16 protein-coding genes are annotated in these 17,084 nt (G+C 39.1%); 2 read left to right on the top strand and 14 right to left on the bottom strand.

Going from position 1 to position 17,084, the window contains the following annotated elements:
• Positions 1–75: 75 nt before the first annotated feature.
• The 6 genes from V7K73_RS13255 to dndC all read right to left on the bottom strand — a co-directional run bounded on the left by V7K73_RS13255 (position 76) and on the right by dndC (position 6,797).
• On the bottom strand, positions 76–1,518 hold the full coding sequence (locus V7K73_RS13255) for a DNA phosphorothioation-associated putative methyltransferase (protein ID WP_334880609.1): 1,443 nt from the start codon (positions 1,516–1,518) through the stop codon (positions 76–78).
• 64 nt (positions 1,519–1,582) lie between these two features.
• Positions 1,583–1,969 (bottom strand): DNA sulfur modification protein DndE, encoded by a 387-nt coding sequence (gene dndE, locus V7K73_RS13250; RefSeq protein ID WP_334880607.1) that lies wholly within the window; start codon positions 1,967–1,969, stop codon positions 1,583–1,585.
• Positions 1,970–2,002: 33 nt separating this feature from the next.
• Positions 2,003–2,095: a type II toxin-antitoxin system PemK/MazF family toxin gene (locus tag V7K73_RS13245; RefSeq protein WP_334880605.1), complete on the bottom strand. Its 93-nt coding sequence runs from the start codon at positions 2,093–2,095 to the stop codon at positions 2,003–2,005.
• Positions 2,096–2,408: 313 nt separating this feature from the next.
• Entirely contained in the window at positions 2,409–4,397 is a 1,989-nt protein-coding gene (gene dndD, locus V7K73_RS13240) for a DNA sulfur modification protein DndD (RefSeq protein ID WP_334880603.1), read from the bottom strand.
• Positions 4,398–4,581: 184 nt separating this feature from the next.
• On the bottom strand, positions 4,582–4,995 hold the full coding sequence (gene tnpA, locus V7K73_RS13235; RefSeq protein WP_334880601.1) for an IS200/IS605 family transposase: 414 nt from the start codon (positions 4,993–4,995) through the stop codon (positions 4,582–4,584).
• 182 nt (positions 4,996–5,177) lie between these two features.
• Positions 5,178–6,797, bottom strand: a complete 1,620-nt coding sequence (gene dndC / locus V7K73_RS13230) for a DNA phosphorothioation system sulfurtransferase DndC (RefSeq protein ID WP_334880599.1) — start codon at positions 6,795–6,797, stop codon at positions 5,178–5,180.
• Between the two features lie 269 nt (positions 6,798–7,066).
• On the opposite strand from dndC, the gene V7K73_RS13225 reads away from it, so the two are divergent.
• Entirely contained in the window at positions 7,067–8,668 is a 1,602-nt protein-coding gene (locus tag V7K73_RS13225) for a DGQHR domain-containing protein (protein WP_334880597.1), read from the top strand.
• A gap of 105 nt (positions 8,669–8,773) precedes the next feature.
• Positions 8,774–9,964 (top strand): DNA sulfur modification protein DndB, encoded by a 1,191-nt coding sequence (locus tag V7K73_RS13220; RefSeq protein WP_334880595.1) that lies wholly within the window; start codon positions 8,774–8,776, stop codon positions 9,962–9,964.
• A gap of 29 nt (positions 9,965–9,993) precedes the next feature.
• Here the strand turns inward: V7K73_RS13220 and V7K73_RS13215 are convergent, their stop codons facing one another.
• From V7K73_RS13215 to V7K73_RS13180, 8 genes are all read right to left on the bottom strand, one after another.
• Positions 9,994–10,455, bottom strand: a complete 462-nt coding sequence (locus V7K73_RS13215; RefSeq protein ID WP_334880593.1) for a DNA phosphorothioation-associated protein 4 — start codon at positions 10,453–10,455, stop codon at positions 9,994–9,996.
• Positions 10,456–10,560: 105 nt separating this feature from the next.
• A complete protein-coding gene (locus tag V7K73_RS13210) occupies positions 10,561–11,112 on the bottom strand; it encodes a Uma2 family endonuclease (protein WP_334880591.1) in 552 nt (183 codons plus the stop codon).
• 174 nt (positions 11,113–11,286) lie between these two features.
• Positions 11,287–11,553, bottom strand: coding sequence for a type II toxin-antitoxin system RelE family toxin (locus V7K73_RS13205; RefSeq protein ID WP_334880590.1), 267 nt, complete (start codon positions 11,551–11,553; stop codon positions 11,287–11,289).
• Complete coding sequence (locus tag V7K73_RS13200; protein ID WP_334880587.1) at positions 11,550–11,786, bottom strand: hypothetical protein; 237 nt, start codon at positions 11,784–11,786, stop codon at positions 11,550–11,552. The genes V7K73_RS13205 and V7K73_RS13200 overlap by 4 nt, the downstream gene beginning before the upstream one ends.
• Positions 11,787–11,845: 59 nt before the next feature.
• Complete coding sequence (locus tag V7K73_RS13195) at positions 11,846–12,415, bottom strand: Uma2 family endonuclease (protein ID WP_334880586.1); 570 nt, start codon at positions 12,413–12,415, stop codon at positions 11,846–11,848.
• 11 nt (positions 12,416–12,426) lie between these two features.
• Positions 12,427–14,499 (bottom strand): AAA family ATPase, encoded by a 2,073-nt coding sequence (locus V7K73_RS13190; RefSeq protein ID WP_334880584.1) that lies wholly within the window; start codon positions 14,497–14,499, stop codon positions 12,427–12,429.
• Positions 14,496–14,669, bottom strand: a complete 174-nt coding sequence (locus V7K73_RS13185) for a hypothetical protein (RefSeq protein WP_334880582.1) — start codon at positions 14,667–14,669, stop codon at positions 14,496–14,498. The genes V7K73_RS13190 and V7K73_RS13185 overlap by 4 nt, the downstream gene beginning before the upstream one ends.
• Positions 14,670–15,178: 509 nt before the next feature.
• A complete protein-coding gene (locus V7K73_RS13180; protein ID WP_334880580.1) occupies positions 15,179–16,654 on the bottom strand; it encodes a DNA phosphorothioation system restriction enzyme in 1,476 nt (491 codons plus the stop codon).
• Positions 16,655–17,084 lie beyond the last annotated feature (430 nt).

Raw genomic sequence — 17,084 nt, 5'->3', positions numbered from 1 at the left:
TCTTGCCATAACTGCTGCCTAATTTCGTGTAAGTACATAAACCTGCTAAGATTTTCTTTTTTAGTTGGGGTGCGTTCAATAAACCTGATGTCCCCTAATTTCTACCCCGTGTGTAGCAAGGCATTTTTCCCAACCTTCTCGCGTACCAATGTCGCTTTTTTGGTTCAGCAGCCCTAATTCCTGTTCTTGTTGGGTGAGTTTAGCAAATTCTTCGTAGCGTGGGTAGTTGCTGGTAACAAATGTTTCCTTACGGTGCAAAATGGGCGGATTTGCCCTGGTTGCATAGTCTCGATGAGTGACGAAGAGGGTTTTTAAATCAATACCGATGCTAACTTTTAACGCCGGATGGGGATCAGTGTCGAATTCCGGGTAAGACAGATAGGATATTTGCGGCTTATCTGTGTGATATTTGATTAATGTGGCTTCATCAACACGCCCAATGGTACGGCTAGCGCAACCTTCACAAATTCGTAGTACGGGGTCAAGTGCTGCTAGAGCCGAAACATGCACGTAAAGCGCACCGCGTGTATGTTTACCAATTTTGCTTTTTTCGCAAGCAGTTTGAATTACCCCAGGTTTACCCAAGCTGAAAAGTTTTTGGTCGGCTACAAGACACGCTTCCTCATAGCTACTAAAAAAGGCTTTGATATCGTGACGCATTTCTGGCGCTAACTTTTGCCATGCGGGGCGTTTATCGAAGTGGGTGAGGGCGAGGTAAACTTGGATATCTAGAGAACGACGGTAAGCGATCGCATCCCATTCTGCTTCGTCGGTAGCTTGCAAAACTACAGCGAAGGCGCGGCGAAAGTTACCAAATTCGCTCAGTAATTGCTGTTCATTTTCCAATTCACCTTTTACAGGTAGTCTACCGCGCTTGGTAAAAAAAGCCATGAGTGGTTGCAGCTGTTCTTGATAGTCTTCAAACCGCTTAGTGGGAATGCGGACTCGCGGTGTAGAAGTGCTAGAAAAGAAGCGGATAGCTTTGTAACTTTCTTTTTCGGCTTCATCTCGAAAAACAAAGTAAACGCCTAAAGCGATCGGTACTGCATCGACATTTAGTACTTGATCAATATAAGTTTTGAGTTCTTGTTGTTCGTAATATTTCTGAAAAGTATTACGGCGTGTCACAATCCCATCATTGTAAGCAAGTTGGGTTTTGCTGGGAGCGTTAATCAGTATTTGAGCCGCGACAATTAAAACTTTCCCTGTGAGTTCCCAAGCTTGGATAAGGCTTTGACGGCGTTCTTCTGGGTCTTCGATGACGTTGAGAACATAACCCAAATTGACCACATCGGCGGCGGTGCGTAGGACATCAGGGTAGTAGTAAGGGTCCCAGCCTGTACTGGTGTAGCCTAAGTTGCTTACTCGCCAAACATCACCACCGTAGCCGCAACCGTAGTCAAAAAAAGTGGTGTCTGGATTGAGGATTGCCCATTCTATTGCCAATCGTACAGGACGAGATAGATCAGTGCGAGCGATCGCGGCTCTGTGACGCTCGATTTCTAGCGCTTCAGGCATAAGAATAATTCGTAATTCGTAATTCGTAATTCGTAATTTAAGACACTTGTTACCTAATATTCTTTCAAGGTTTAATAGCCAGTTCAATTAAATCTTCAACTTTCTTGATATTTGGATCACCTGCTAAGTAGCCTATACCGCGATGTAAATGTAAGCGGAATTGGGTAGCTAGGGTTTCTTTGTCGGTGGGATATCCGTCATTGTGACAGCGTTGTTTGAGGGCGAGGAGGAGTATATCGGACATTTCGCCGCCAAAGACGCGCCAAGTCATTTCAACGTTACTATCCTGGGGAATGGGGACGGGGGAGGGTGCGGTTGCTTCTGCGAGGGAACGACAAAACGCCCAACGGCATAAGATATTCCATTGGTCAATTTTGGTGCTGCGCTTAAGTTTGGTAAGTTGCTCTTTGGCTGTTTGGGAAAGTTTAATTCTTTCGATTGGCGATTCCATAATAATTCGTTAATAATGAATTTTACTAAAAATTTATAACACTAAAACTGGTCGTGTTCCTGCTTGTTCTCGTCCTTGCACTTGATTAAGATTGATCAAATAAATTTGTCCTCTCTCAATGCTCACAATTTTTCTAACCCATCCATTTCTGTAATAGTAAATTCGTTATTTGTGGAGGTAATTTCTGTTTGTATATCTACATCAAGAGCCATTGCAGCTAGTTGTTGATTCATATATTTAATATCAGTAAATTTATTTTATATGTGCTTTTTTCCTTGCACTTGTTTTGCGATACGTTCTAATAACCATTCTAATTCTTCTAATGATAAAACACGTAGGTCATGCTCTATTTTTAGTAGATGTGGTGAGTTCATAATTTTTTATCTACTTTCCAAAGATCGTGATATATATTGTAAATATATTTTTTATCCGATATCCACTACCAAAAATATTGATTTTCTAGCACTGTAGTTTGGCGGGTGGCGGAGTCGTATTTGAGCAGATATTCACGAGCGATCGCTTCATTTTCTCTCAATGTTTCAACTTCTTTTTTACCAATCTCAGTATCAGTAGATAACAAAATTACTTGGTGGCTGGCGGATGGGAAGTAACGCTCAACTAAGTTACTGCGGTGGGAGGAGTCTAGTCTACCGAGTGGCGTATCGATCGCAACTGGTAGGCGGTGTCCAGAGACTTTAGCTAAACCCCAGAGAAAGGCGATCGCAAGTAGTTGTTTTTCGCCAGCCGACAAGCGATGTTTCGGAACTGGTTTACCGTCAAAATCATAAAGAGATAGGCTAAAAGTTTTAGTATCAATGCCAATACGAAACACTAAATCAGATTTGTGCAGCAAATAAAGGAAACAATTTTTTACTTCTTCTTCTAATTTATTAAGTTTTCTGAGAGTTAATTTTTCTCGAAAAATCTTGAGGGTTTCTTGAACTTTAGCTGCTGCACTAATGATATGTTCTCTATTTTTGCTATCAATATTTTTTTCTGTATATTCTTTTAATTCTTTTTTGGTTTTTTCAATAGCATCTGCTAATTCTGTTAAATTGCGCCGTGTAGTTTCATAATTAGCTTTAGCTTGAGCCACCTGATTCTGTGCTTCTTCCACAGCATCACGCAGCTTTTGATAGGCTTCTGGTTCTGCTGATGTCTGAACTTGTCTTGCTAAAACAATAAGTTCTTCTTCTAGACTTGCCAAATTAGATAATTGTTTTCTTGCAGAAATTTGAGCATTTTCTAAATGATATTTTACATTATCTAATTGGCTCAAACTTTCCTCATCAGCTAATAGCCAAGGCGCTTTTGATTGAGAATAACCTGTATATAAATTATCAGCATCTTCAGCTAAAAAAGATTGAATTTTGTCAACGTTTTCGGAAGCGATCGCTAATTCATTAAGCCATTGAAGTAAACGTTTATCTCGCTCAAGCAAAACATCTCTAGCCAACTGTACCTGTTGATAGCGAAATTCCTTTACCCCCTGTGCTTGTACTTGACTCAGTAAATTAGGAATTAACGCCAATGGTAAAATATCAGTAGCTAATTCAGACAATGACTGTCTAATATTCTCTAATGCGGTATTTTTTTCTTTTTGTCGTTCTTCTAGCTGATTGCGTTCTGCGGCAATTTTACCACCTTCAGAAACGAATTTATCTAAACTTTCTCGCCGTCTTATTTCTAACTGTTCAATTTGGTTTTGAAAGGTTACTAATTTTTCTTCTATAACTTGATAATCTTCTTGCTGTTGGATTAATCTTTCTTCAATTTGTTCTATATTAGCTAAATCTTTAGTATCAGCATTCTCTTTCCGTTTGCGGTTAACCAAAATCTCTAAATCAACTGCTAATTTATCAGCCAACTCTAAGCCTAAAAGTCCGCGAATTGCTTCAATAACAATTTGTGGCGGTGTTTCTTGTTCTGCAAGTTCTTTAACTTGTTCCCCATCAAAGAGAAATAAATTAGAAATTCCTAATGGGAGAAGATTTTCTATATAGTCGTCCCAGATATTTACCAAAGAATCAACAGGCCAGGTATCATCATCACCTAAAATACCTAGTGCATCTTTACCATCTTTAGGGTTTTTTTCCCAAGTTCTGACAATCCGATATTTTATTGGCTTATCGTCTTCAATGTGTTCAAAAAGTAATTCAACCCGGGTTTTTTCAGTTGGGTTAGCTTTACTATTAACGCATTGATTTAAAAAATCAACATAACTCAAATTACCACGAGTAGAGCATTGGGCGCGTTGTCCGTATAGAGCAAGGCGTATAGCATCCATGAGAGTGGTTTTTCCGCCACCATTCATCCCACCTAATAGAATAATTGGACGGGGATTTTCTTCACTTCTGGGATCAAGATTGATTACTTGTCTCCCAGCGTAGGGGCCAAAGTTTTGTAGAACGAGTTCAAGAAATATCATTGTGATTTAAGCGAATATTAAATAACATTTGCGGCGAATAGAATTCGCGGCTACACAGGCGAAGAATCAAATATGGGGCGAATGGAATTCACGGCTACACAGGCGAAGTCCGCCTCCGCGGACTAATATGAAATTAAGAGTATTTAACCCACGAAGGTGGGTTTTGTTTGTGTAGCCGCGATTTCTAATCGCCCGGTAATTCCCACAGAGAAATAATAGATTTGTGTTCATGGTGAGTAGCCTGATTCCTTATATAATTAGCAACATTATCAATTGCATCATGACTTACTGTAAAAGCAGCATAGCTACCTTGCCATTTGAAAAAATCACCTGGTTTGACTTCATGAGTTATGAAGTGGGAGGAACTACCTTTAATCTGCTTAATTAATTCAGATACACTAATAGTTACTGGAAAACATATTAGTAGATGAACATGATCTTCAATACCACCAACTGCAATTACAGTGCATTTTAACTTTTCACATTCTTTAATAATTACTGCATAAGCTAACTTCTGAATATCCGGTGTAATTAGAGGTAATCTATCCCAAGTAGCCCAAACGTAATGTAAATATAACTGCGTGAAATTTGCTCTCATTGTTCTTAAACCTGCCTTCGCATAGCGTTTCGTATAAAAGCGAAATTGGCGGTTATAAACCGCGTCTACACAAACAAAGTCCACCTCCGTGGACTAAGAAAAAATCAAGTGTTTTAACCTGCGGAGGCAGGTTTTGTCTGTGTAGCCGCGATTTCCAATCGCCCGGTAATTCCCTACACAGACTATTTTTTAAATTTCATGTTTCCCCAAGTGTTTGTGTCAGCATCAGATTTTGTAAGATTTGTTGCCTCAACTTGTGCATCGGGTGTAGCAAAATCTGCTAAAGTTAGCTGCTTGACCTTTTCAATATCCCCTTCTTCAACTGCTGTTTTCAAATCCCGTTTTAAATGAGCATTTTTAACTGCTTCATCTTTAGAACGCGAACTTGTAGCAAAGCATTTTTCAAGGGTGTCGTAGATTCCCACACGACGGGACATTTTACGAAATTGCCGTTCTGTATCTAAAAGTTTCGCCATGAGTTCCAAGTGCATCGCGTCACATTCACAAATTTCTTCTAATACTATCCATTCATCACGACCTAGTAAACTATAGTCAGCACCAGGACGCGGGTCTTGAAATTCTTCGCCAGTCACTTCTTGATAAATCCGGGGTAAACTATCATCAAATTCGTGTTTGTCTTCTAGCCAAATGCGGCGAATTTCGCTCATTTCTTCGAGAGTAATTAGGGTGATGTCGCGCATATTTTCTGGTGCTGTACGACGGGTTTTGGTTTGCGCTTCTAATAATCGTCTGAGCCAATGTTCCCGCCAATATTTGGTATAAGGGCCAGGTATTGGTACAACACTTTTTTCCCCATCTTTCTCGCGCTCAAATAGTTGGACATCTCCCCAAATTCTTCTAAAGTCTCTTTTGTCCCAGTCTTCTTTAATGTCTAATTCATTGCGAATATCCAATAGAGGCTGCATCCATTCTTTCTCTTCATCATTTTGAATCATTGCCTCCATTGATTTATCCTTACTCACCAATGTACAAACCCAACAGCCAAATCGGGAATCACCACAGCTAGGAGTAGAAGTATCAACAACTAGTGGACATTCATTATCTGCTGTTGCACCTCGATACATAGTGAATAATTCTTTATTGCTTTGTCCCCAAGGATTATCCCACTGATTCAAGTATATCCAGACATCGTTATTACTCCAATCTTCAATGGGGGTATAGATTAAGGAGTTGGGTAGGCTGGCATTAGGACTCAGGCGATCTCGTACTCTATCAGCCTGATGCTTTTTCATTGTTGCAGCACGTTTGGAACTCTCCGCCTTGCGAGTCCCCAATACAAGAATTGTTTCACCGTTAGCTCTAACTATTTCACGGATGAATTGATTAGCGGGATTAATTTTTAAGCGTGGTGTACACCAGCGAAACTGGTTACGGGGTGCTGGATATCCCTTACCAATAAGATTTACCCAAAATGTATCTTCAATTACTGGTTGTAGTAAATGTGGTTCAATTGGCATCCCATGTTTTTTAGCCGCTACCTTAAGATTCTCTAAGGATTTGCGAACCCAAGCAGACACTACAGGATTTTCTACCTTCGTATCTGTTGTAATTACATAGACTGTTTTAGTTCTTTTTTCTGGAGCAAGAGCAGCGATCGCATTCCATACAAGCTGCAATACTGTACTAGAGTCTTTTCCCCAAGACACGCCCAAAACCCAAGGTATCTCATCTAAACAATACAATTCTTGAATTTCAGTGGTGAGAACTTGAATATAGTCTACTAACTCTGCTACAGTACGTGCTTGCTGAACTTTATTTTCTGGTTGTTGTGCTGTAGTCATTTCTCCTTCTCTCTGGAAACACTGGCGTAATATTCGGGTGAATCGGGTGAATAGAATTCGCGGCTACACATACTTGTGTTGAGCGGAGTCGAAATACAAAACCCACCGACCTGAGTCGAATAAATAATATCCGGGCGAATAGAATTCGCGGCTACACAGACAAAACCCACCTGCGTGGGTTTAAGAAAAGTTTTTAAAAACTTTACTACTTATATCCAAATTTTTGGATAATTAAACTACATAATCTTATTCTGTTTTTAAAATTTAACATGAAAGATAGTGCATCTGACGCAACTGCTGACATCGCTAGAGAGTATCTGGAACGGGAAGACAAGGAAAAACAGGTATTAGCTTTACTCCTGGAGAAGTTTTTAGGGAGAAAAGATCAGATTCTCGTTCAAAAAACCGAGATGGGTGGTACTGAAGCTTATGTTAGCTCTGTTACACTGGAATGGTTTGCAGGTCGGGTTCACTTCGCCTCTGGCTTGCCTCTGTTTCAGAAAAAGTATAATTCTGAGACTGATAATGTCGAGATTGACGCGGATAGTATTGATGAAATTCAGCAGCGTCCCCTTGATTGGTCTCGTCAAGCGCCGCTAGTGCAGTATTTAGCGGCTCGACAAAATCACAAATTTCCGGCGGTGCTGGTGGTAATTAATCAACCGTGGGTAGATAATCCTAAAGCTGCTGAGTGGGATAGTGAAGGACGCGCCACCAAGTCTACAACTGATTTTATCCCCCTAGATAAAGACGGTAAAGTAGGTATGCTAAATATTTCTGAGGATGATGTAACCATTTATGCACTAGATGGTCAACACCGATTAATGGGAGTTCAGGGATTGATGGAGTTAATTAAAACTCGTAAACTCCAGCGCTATAAAAAAGATAAAGGTGTTGATGACAGTTTTATTACAGTCAATGATTTGATAGAAAAGTATCAAGTAGACCTTGCTTACTTGCAAAATTTGCCTAAAGAAAAAATCGGTATTGAGTTCATCTGTGCGGTAGCGGCTGGGGAAACTCGCACTCAGGCGAGGCGGAGGGTAAGATCGATTTTTGTTCATGTTAACCTAATGGCTGCACCCTTGACTAAAGGGCAACTAACACAGTTGAATGAAGATGATGGTTTTGCGATCGTTGCGAGAAAAATTGCAGTTACACATCCACTATTAGAACAACAACAAGATCGCAATCCTCGCGTTAATTGGAATAGTGCAACGGTAGCCTCTAATTCTACAGTTTTGACCACTTTGCAAGCTCTGCAAGATATGTCTGAGCGATATTTGGGGCAAAAGTTCCCTCACTGGAAACCCTTAGAGAAAGGTCTAATTCCCATGCGTCCAGAGGATGAAGAACTTGAGCAGGGAATTGAGGAATTTAGAAAGCTATTTGATTCTTTGGCTAGTCTTTCTAGTTATAAGATTTTAGAACATGAGGATACACCAGCTTTACGGCGGTTCAGCTTTGAGAAAGATGGAGGTGAAGGAAATATGCTTTTCCGTCCGGTTGCTCAAGTTGCATTAGCGCAAGCTTTGGGAATTTTGGTTTTTAAAAAAGGTTTTTCGCTAGCAGATATTTTTAAGAAACTGCGGAAGTTTGACCAGCAAGGTGGTTTTAGTGGTATGGAATATCCCCAATCTCTTTGGTATGGGGTTTTGTATGATCCAAATAAAAAGCGAGTCCAGGTTGCTGGACGAGATTTAGCTACGAAGTTATTGGTTTACATTCTGGGGGGAATTCAGGAACAGATGGAACGTGCTGAACTTCGTAAGGCTTTGGCGGATGCTAGGACTGTGGAAAATAAAACTATAAGTTTCGATGGTGAGTTTGTTGAACCAAAAGTTGTAGGACTTCCACATATTGTGAGCTAGCAGAGTTAAGTAGATATTTTTCAGTGTGGTTTTTACCGATGCTAGAGTCCATAAGGGTTGCATATCATGTTTGCTAACATCTACTAATTTATATTAGGTATTTATATGACTCAACCAATTGAGGACGGTAATAATAGCATTTCTCCTCAGATGAAGGCTCAGTTTAGCTCCTTTATTGAGCCATTTTTCTCACAATATCATCGCGAACGCTGCTATCCGGGGCTGATTTTTCAGCAGGGAAAGCGGACAATGCTGCAAATTAATGTACCTGCGAGTGACTTTTCTGGTCTTCTCCAAGCTAAACCATCCAGTGGGAATGATCCTGATTCTGGCAAAAATCGCCCAGAGGTTAAAGGTCATGCTGATGAAATTCAAAAATATATTGTTGACCGTTCCCGAAAAGGAAAACCTTGGATTGTCGGAACTCTGACAGCTAATGTAGATCCAAAAGACATAATCATTCTTGAACTGAGTAGGGGTATTTGTCTAGTTGTTATTCGTCGTGGAGTCAAGTTGGACATAACTGATGGACAACATCGTAAGCGTGCAATTCACGAATTGATAGAAAGTACTGAAAGCCACTTAATCAGTGACGATGATTTTGCAATTACTCTAGTTTTAGAGGGTGACTTTCACCAGTGTCAGGCAGATTTCAGAGACATGGCTCAAACAAAACAACTAGATCAATCATTATTATTATCATTTGGTGAGTTCTCTGGTCGAATTGGCATTACTAAAGAACTAATAAAACGAGTGCCAATCTTTCAGGCTAAGACAGAGAAAATTAAATCAAGTCCTGCAACTAAACAAAAGCTGATCTACACAATTAATTACATAGCTAGGTTTGTAAGTTGCGTTTTTACCAACGATCCAAGTAATCAGCTTCGAGATTATGATGTTTATCAAGCATCTGATGCTTTGGTTATTTGTCTTAATAGATTTTTCTCGGAATGCAGTAATACTGAGTATATTTCTGATACAACTGTTGAAGAACTAACAATAGATGAAGTAGCTGCATTTAAAGAAGACTGTATTCTAGGTATAAGCGTTGGACTGGAAGTTTTAGGGCGTTTATTTCACTATATATACGATCCAGAAAACAATTATTTTAACGAAGAAAAAATTTCACAACTAGCACAGTTAGATTGGTCAAGAGAAAACCAACTTTGGAAGGATAACGTAATTAGAATAGATGCCAAACCTAAAAATCCAGACAAGCCATATAGAATATCTGCGACTGTTAGTGCAGTAACAGATGCAGTCAAAACAGTAAAAATTACACTGGGGTGGATGTAAAGTTATTGCTTTTAACCATTACTTAAAAATCAAGATAGGAATTTGGTTAGATCAAATTCCTCATCTTGCTGCTCTGCATTCGTTCTTTGATAACTAAGAATCAATAAAAGTCGCTCTGAATAGTCTACTGCTCCACGCAGTTCATTTTGTATAATCTCTAAACCAGCATTAGCATATTCTTCAAAAATGTGAATGCGTTGGTCGTCAGCTACATTATCATCATCTATAATCTTAATATTTTCTGTTTCGGTGATAGCTAACAAATTAATTAATAGAGTGAAGCTGCTAGTAAAATAATCTTGTCGCAGTGGGGATAAATCTTTAGAAATTACGTCTAAAGGAACGCGCTTTTTATATTTAACGCCCAATGCTGCTGCAAACACCATAACTTCTACATAAGTCTGAAAAGGCCCAGTTGTGTCTTTTGATGCTACTAGAGATTTCACCAACTCAGCCTTATCTTTAGCAACCCTGATTCTATTTGCAGCCATTGTTATAATATTTAAGGTGTAGCTATCTTAACCGAAAGTCAAAAGCGATGCCTATACCTACGCATTTGGGAAGGTATGATTTGATGATAATATGTGAGCGATCGCTTAAACAAACAAATTATCCACTAACATAGTCCATCCTGGCACTGCGGGTTCAGCTTCAGCCACCTCACCACGGTGATAAACTTGCGGTTCTTCAGGATTACTAACACGATATACTCTAATAACTTCCTCTTTGAGTACATCTACATCCCAAACTACCAAAGTACCAGCCGCAAAATAATCACGGCGTTTACTAGCTATATCTTTCTCAGCCTTATCACCGTAATCATTTTCGCTTCGCACCTCAACAGCAAACACAGGCGCACCATTAAGAAACTTCCCACCTGTAGGTTTACCAGTATAAAATGCGGCATCAGGACTTAAAGAACGACGATTAGGAAGATTGACAATAAAACCGACATTATCAGGTAAAGCATAACCACTTTTTGTTAGACGTTCATAATCCCGTAGACTTGCATAAATTTCACCACCCGCACGTCCTGGTAAAAATCCAGTTGGAGACATCAGCACCAATTTACCATTCACAATCTCTGCTTTACAATTGTCAGGTAAGTGGTAGAAATCTTCAATACTTGCCTCAGTTTTAATACTCATAAAACATCTTCTAATTAGTTAGCGATAATTTAAATTTTACATCTTCTCTTCTCTCTGCGTCCTCTGCGCCTCTGCGGTTCGTTTTTCCAAAACTTATATTAAAAACAGAACATCCTCATAAACCAAAAAAATAGGAAACTGAGAATCAACAATAGTTAAATTAACTTCATATCCTTAACTTTCATCTTTATAAATATCGCTACGATGTCCTACTTTGATTACAGTTATTATCAAAACATCATCATCTAATTCATAAACAACTCGATAATCTCCGACTCGAACCCGATATGAATTATCATCAGCTTGTAATTTTTTTACCCCATTTGGACGTGGTTCTATTGCCAACTCGTTGATTTTAGTTTGTATGCGTTTTTCTACGTCTATAGGTAGTTTCCTAAACTGCTTTTTCGCACCCCTTGAAAATTCAACTTCGTAACTCACGCAACATCCTTGTTTATTTCGTTTCTTATTTCGTTTTGAATTTCATCCCAAGACACAGTACCATTGATGCGTATATCTTCCCTTGTTTCTTTAATGGCTTTTAAGTCTTCTTCATCGTCTACATCATCGATTCTTTTTAAAAGTGCGTGAATTTGATTTAAAGTACTGTCATAAGCTTGATGTAGCAGTACGTTAATATCTTTAATTAACTGTTCTCTTTCCTGTACGTTCATTTTTAATCATCCCCGCATGAGTTTACTTTTTCTCCTACCGTCTCTAGTTTCCCCTAAACTCAAGTTGGAAACTGAACATCCTCATAAACCAAAGAAATAGGAAAGTGAAAATCAACGCTAGTTAGATTAACCTCATCCCCTTCTTCATAAGGATGTAACTCCCAAATCCCTTTGTCATTTATACGAAAGCAATCTAAACTGATTTTTTCAGCATCAATGAGGACATATTCTTGTAAAGTCTGGATACGGCGATACTGAATAAATTTTTTGCCTCTATCGTAAGCTTCTGTACTTGGAGAAAGAACTTCCACAATTAAACAAGGATACTGAATAAATTTAATCGCTTGTCTATCTCTTTCATCACAACTCACCATAACATCCGGGTAATGAAATGGCCCGTTTTCAGATACACCCAGTTTCGCATCCGCCATAAAAGCCCGACAGGAACTTCCCCGCAGATGGCTTTTTAACGCCGAAGCTAAGTTTAAGGCAATACTAGTATGTGGAATAGTACCCCCAGTCATGGCGAAGACTTCACCATTGATATATTCGTATTTAATATCTTGGTGTTCTTCCCATTCCAGGTATTCCTGGGGAGTCATATACTTTGCATCTGGACTCGCAACCATAACTTTATCCTCTAAACATTCCTTTCAACTGCGATAATTTCAGTATACTCAAACTCATTCGGACTTTGTTTCACCAAAGGATATCTTTCACCACCCAACTGAATATAATCTTGTTCGCAATCCGGCTTAGATGAATAATAGGTAAGCACATATTCTCTACCGATTCTATTTGTCATTTCTGCTTCTACCTCACCTCGCCACTGAGTCTTAGTAACTAAAACTATCAATTGATTCGCTAATTCGGGAATTGTCTTAGCAATATGTCGCCGCGAATTCTCATCCAAACTCCCAAAAGGTGAATCCATCACAATTGGGAAAGTGCTACTATCGGGAATCATCATCATTTTTCGCTTCTCACTCCATTCTCTTACTTTGTCGATAATGCTGGCAATAAAGGATAAACTGAGAATTTGATTCTCCCCGGTGGATGCTGCAACAGGTGCTTCTATACCTGTGGTATTTTCTACTAATGTCAGTTCATATTTATCGCTAATTTTCGGAATATATGGAGTTACAGAAATTTCAGTAAATATCTCTTGCACTCGCTTTTCTAATTGCAGACGAAATTGTTGTTCTTGACGATTTTTAACTTCCGTTAACCGTTCGATAGCATCTTGAGTAGCATTAATCCGTCGCTGTGCTAAAGTTTGCTTGTCTTCATTCAGCTTTTGTTTAGCAATTTGTTTATTTAAACCTTCAATTTCCGTTGTAAGTTGAGCAATTTTCTGCTGATTTGCACCCTGTTCTCGATTTAATTCATCAATTTTACTTTCAATTTCATCTAACCGTTTTTGCAAACTGCTAATTTCTTCATTAGCATCTTTTCGCAACCGTTCTTGAATGTTGTCCAAATCGCCTTCAATTTGAGATATGCTTTGCCTTAATTGATTAATCCTAGTTTGTTCTCTATCAACCTCTTCCCAAAAACCTATCGCTTGTTTATCAATTTCATCTACTTGGGCTATCATCCGAATTGCAGTTTCTTCCACCGCCGAAGAACCTGCTTTATTTAACCAAGTACTCACATGAGTATGAGAATGATTCCCCTCGTGTAATTCTGCACCACAAATACAGCGTTGAGAATTGAGTAAATCATTGACAAATTCCCGCGAAATGCCTGATGTTAACTCGCCGCGCTGCTTCAAATCATTGATAATTCCGCGAAACTGGGCTGTAGTTTCTGACAATAAAACGGTATAACCCCGCGCCGAAATAACTTTTTTCAACGCTTCTTTGGTTTTTTTATATTCTTCTTGATTCGCTGCTTTCTGCGATTCTAAACTCTGCCATCTTTCTTGTAATTCCTTAGCAGCGCTGAGTTCTCGCAAACGGTTACTTGTCTCTTTTCTAAACGTTTGTTGATATTCTAACTCTTCTTTAATTTCTGTTTGTCGTTTGTTAATGCGTTGGCGTTCTCGTTCTATCTTTTCTTGCTGTCGTAATAGCTGTTTAGTTTCCGAATCACCAATAGCTTTTAAATCATTTTCTAAAGTTTTTTTAGCATCTCCTAAATGTCTGATAGAACGGTTGATTACCTCCACGCCCAAAAAGATTTTTGTTGCTTCGGCAATTTCAGCTTTTTTGTCAGAACGGACTATTTCTTCAATTCGTTCGCCGTCAAAGAAAAAATATTGATGTAAAGTAGCGGGTAAAATTTGATTAATTATATCGTCTGGTTGCTGAGTTGGTATATTCCATTTGCCATCATCACCACCAACCCACATGATTAATTGAGTTTTCCCAGCGTCAAAATCACCTTCGTTTTTATAACCCCGACAGGCGCGTTTAACTCGATAGCGTTTACCTTCATGTTCCCAGCCAATTTCTACCCAACATTCTACAGCTTGACCTTTTTCAGTTTCAGCGATCGCACGCTTATTAACTAATTGTTCTATCGATGCAAATGCTGCACTAAATTTCTCATATAATACCCAAGTAAAGGCATTTAGTAAACTGGTTTTTCCAGAGCCATTATTGCCATGAATAATTGTTGTGTTCTCAACATCTCCACCCGCCAGGATCATTTCTGGTGTCGTACCATAAAAGGAGCGAAAGTTGCATAGCTTAATTGACGTCAGCTTCATCGCACCTCTTCCTTAATAATGTCCAAAATATGATCATTTATATGGCTGTTCATCTTCTTATCTAATCTGCCTTTTTCCACCTTCCATACCCGCTCAATAATTTGCCGGACTTCCGGCGGTGCGCTGGTTATTGGCTCCTGCACATCATCGATATTTGCCTCTTGGGACATTTTCGGTTTTTAAATATACTTGGTTCTATATTTTAACTTTCTCTACTGCTCTAATCCCCTCTGTCAAGCCACTGTTAGCGTTATCTTTAATTTTGCCAAAACTCTTTTTTTAAATTTATAATTTTATTTGAAAAAATACTTTACTCTTTAATCGTTTTCTGGCATTATTATATTAATGAACCATATTATAATCGGATGTACGCAATTTTAAAATTTTGGCTTGCATTCCATTATTATCAAACTCATAATTCTATTATTTCATACTTAATGGTGCTTTTTTCAAAACTCGAAAAATTTTATAAAAAAATACAATTAAACCTGATTTAAGTTGAGAACCGTAGTTTTTGCCCTCACCCTAAATCCCTCTCCCAATATGGGAGAGGGACTTTGAAATTCTGGCTCCCCTTCTCCCAATCTGGGGGAAGGGATTGGGGGATGAGGGCAAATCCTTTTCATCACCGAAGAACTACAGGTTTCAAGATAGACGCGGTTTATTCTCTGGTTGCTCATCAGATATCTAATAAACCATATCGCTTTTGTAAATCAAGTAACTTCATTCTTGCTTCACCAGCGTTATCAGCCAAATCAGCAAATTCGACAAAGCGACGCAATTCTTTTTTTAACAAATTGCGTTCAACTTCTATAGTTTCTCTATCTAAATCTGGTGGCAAAACAATCATGTCAAATATAGTTGCGCGTTCCTTACCTGGATGAGGACGTAAAACTCGCCCCCGTCGCTGAATAAATTGGCGGGGATTACCAGAACTTGATAAAATTACCGCAGTTTGAATAGCGGGAATATCGACACCTTCATCTAAACAGCGAATTGCCACCAAACCCTGTAATTCACCACTTTCAAATTGACAGCGTAATAGTTCTCTTTCTTGTAAAGTAGTTTGAGCCGTATAGGTGCTTACTTTATACCCCAAATCTACCCCCAAAATTTTAGCAACAGCTTTAAGTTGACGTAGAGATGAACGTTGTCCCGAATCTTGTGAACCATCGCTACAATAAAAAAGAGTGTGAGTAGTTTCGCGGCGAGTTGTCATTAAATCGCGCAAAGCAGTTAATTTATTTTCCGCCGCACCAATTAACCTAGCGCGTTGCATTAATAACGATTTTAAATCTTCATTGTCTTCAAAATCTCCGCCATTTTCTCGTTCTCTATATAGTAGCGATCGCCCAATTCTTTTAGTTAACTTTAAATAAGCAATACTTTCGGCTTCAGTTAACTCTACCAACACCGGATAATAGAGATAATGTACCAAAGCCCCTTGAGCGATCGCATCCCTTAAAGTAAACTCCGGTTGGAGAACTGGGCCAAAATAATCAAATAAAGATTGCGTCCCAAAATCATCAAAATACCTTTCCGGTGTGGCAGATAAAGCTAATCTCAACCCAACATTGCGCGGTAAACTTTCTTCTAACTTGGGTGCGCCTAAATTATGCGCCTCATCCCCAATAATTAGAGTTTTCGCGGGAAAATATTTGAGTTGAGATTGAAACCCATCTCCAATTAAAGTAGAGTTTGTAGTAATTACAGTCACAAACCGTTGAGAACCAGAACGCAGATTATAAATTTGCGTAGAAAGTTGACTTTGCCAAGTGCGTAGATTCTCAAAAGCTAAAATCGGTTGCAAATTAAATTTTTCGCATTCTCGCGCCCATTGGGTGACAAGATGGCGGTAGGGACACACCACCACCAAAACTTGTAAATTAATCTGCTGATATAATTCACAAGCGATCGCTAATGCGGTAATAGTTTTACCACTACCAGTAGCCATTTTTAGCGTCCCTCTACCATTGTTAGTAAACCAGCTAGCGATCGCTTGTCGCTGATATTGCCGTAATTGCAGAGATGGAGGCATTCTAGGGCATCCTGGTAATGGTTGCGAAGTGTAATAACTGCCGAAAATTTCCCTTGCAATTGGTAATTTCAACCGGAAAGTGGGCAGATGCTGCACTGAATTTTTCGTCAGGTACATAAGATTAGAAGTTAGGAGTTGGGAGTTAGGAGTTAGGAGTTGGGAGTTGGGAGTTGGGAGTTGGGAGTTGGGAGTTGGGAGTTAGGAGTTGGGAGTTGGAAGTTAGGAGTTAGGAGTTGGGAATTGGTAAGCTGTCCCACAAATAAACTTGCATATCCTGGACGCTCATGTTGCCCACCCCACAAAAGTTATGTTTAATTCGATTAAGTAAGTGGGCGCAAATAATTATCACTAGCTTGTAGTTGCGCTTTAGCGCTAAAGCGCAACTAGGAGCCAAATACAGAGGTTTTACTTTTCGTTACATAGTTTGGTTTTATCTTGCCTAGCTACTTATGCAAGCTTATTTGTTTTTTAGCTCAATTGGGAGTTGTGAGTTGGGAATCAGTAACTGCTAACTCCTAACTCCTAACTCCTAACTTCTAACTCCTAA

Source organism: Nostoc sp., from assembly GCF_036916975.1.
GTDB lineage: Bacteria > Cyanobacteriota > Cyanobacteriia > Cyanobacteriales > Nostocaceae > Nostoc.
Note: the sequence above shows the minus strand (reverse complement) of the source record. Positions and strands in the feature narration are given on the sequence as shown.

Coding starts and splice junctions, on each gene's coding strand:
- V7K73_RS13255 (WP_334880609.1), bottom strand. CDS start 1,518: ATGCCTGAAGCGCTAGAAATCGAGCGTCACAGAGCCGCGATCGCTCGC.
- dndE (WP_334880607.1), bottom strand. CDS start 1,969: ATGGAATCGCCAATCGAAAGAATTAAACTTTCCCAAACAGCCAAAGAG.
- dndD (WP_334880603.1), bottom strand. CDS start 4,397: ATGATATTTCTTGAACTCGTTCTACAAAACTTTGGCCCCTACGCTGGG.
- tnpA (WP_334880601.1), bottom strand. CDS start 4,995: ATGAGAGCAAATTTCACGCAGTTATATTTACATTACGTTTGGGCTACT.
- dndC (WP_334880599.1), bottom strand. CDS start 6,797: ATGACTACAGCACAACAACCAGAAAATAAAGTTCAGCAAGCACGTACT.
- V7K73_RS13225 (WP_334880597.1), top strand. CDS start 7,067: ATGAAAGATAGTGCATCTGACGCAACTGCTGACATCGCTAGAGAGTAT.
- V7K73_RS13220 (WP_334880595.1), top strand. CDS start 8,774: ATGACTCAACCAATTGAGGACGGTAATAATAGCATTTCTCCTCAGATG.
- V7K73_RS13215 (WP_334880593.1), bottom strand. CDS start 10,455: ATGGCTGCAAATAGAATCAGGGTTGCTAAAGATAAGGCTGAGTTGGTG.
- V7K73_RS13210 (WP_334880591.1), bottom strand. CDS start 11,112: ATGAGTATTAAAACTGAGGCAAGTATTGAAGATTTCTACCACTTACCT.
- V7K73_RS13200 (WP_334880587.1), bottom strand. CDS start 11,786: ATGAACGTACAGGAAAGAGAACAGTTAATTAAAGATATTAACGTACTG.
- V7K73_RS13195 (WP_334880586.1), bottom strand. CDS start 12,415: ATGGTTGCGAGTCCAGATGCAAAGTATATGACTCCCCAGGAATACCTG.
- V7K73_RS13190 (WP_334880584.1), bottom strand. CDS start 14,499: ATGAAGCTGACGTCAATTAAGCTATGCAACTTTCGCTCCTTTTATGGT.
- V7K73_RS13185 (WP_334880582.1), bottom strand. CDS start 14,669: ATGTCCCAAGAGGCAAATATCGATGATGTGCAGGAGCCAATAACCAGC.
- V7K73_RS13180 (WP_334880580.1), bottom strand. CDS start 16,654: ATGTACCTGACGAAAAATTCAGTGCAGCATCTGCCCACTTTCCGGTTG.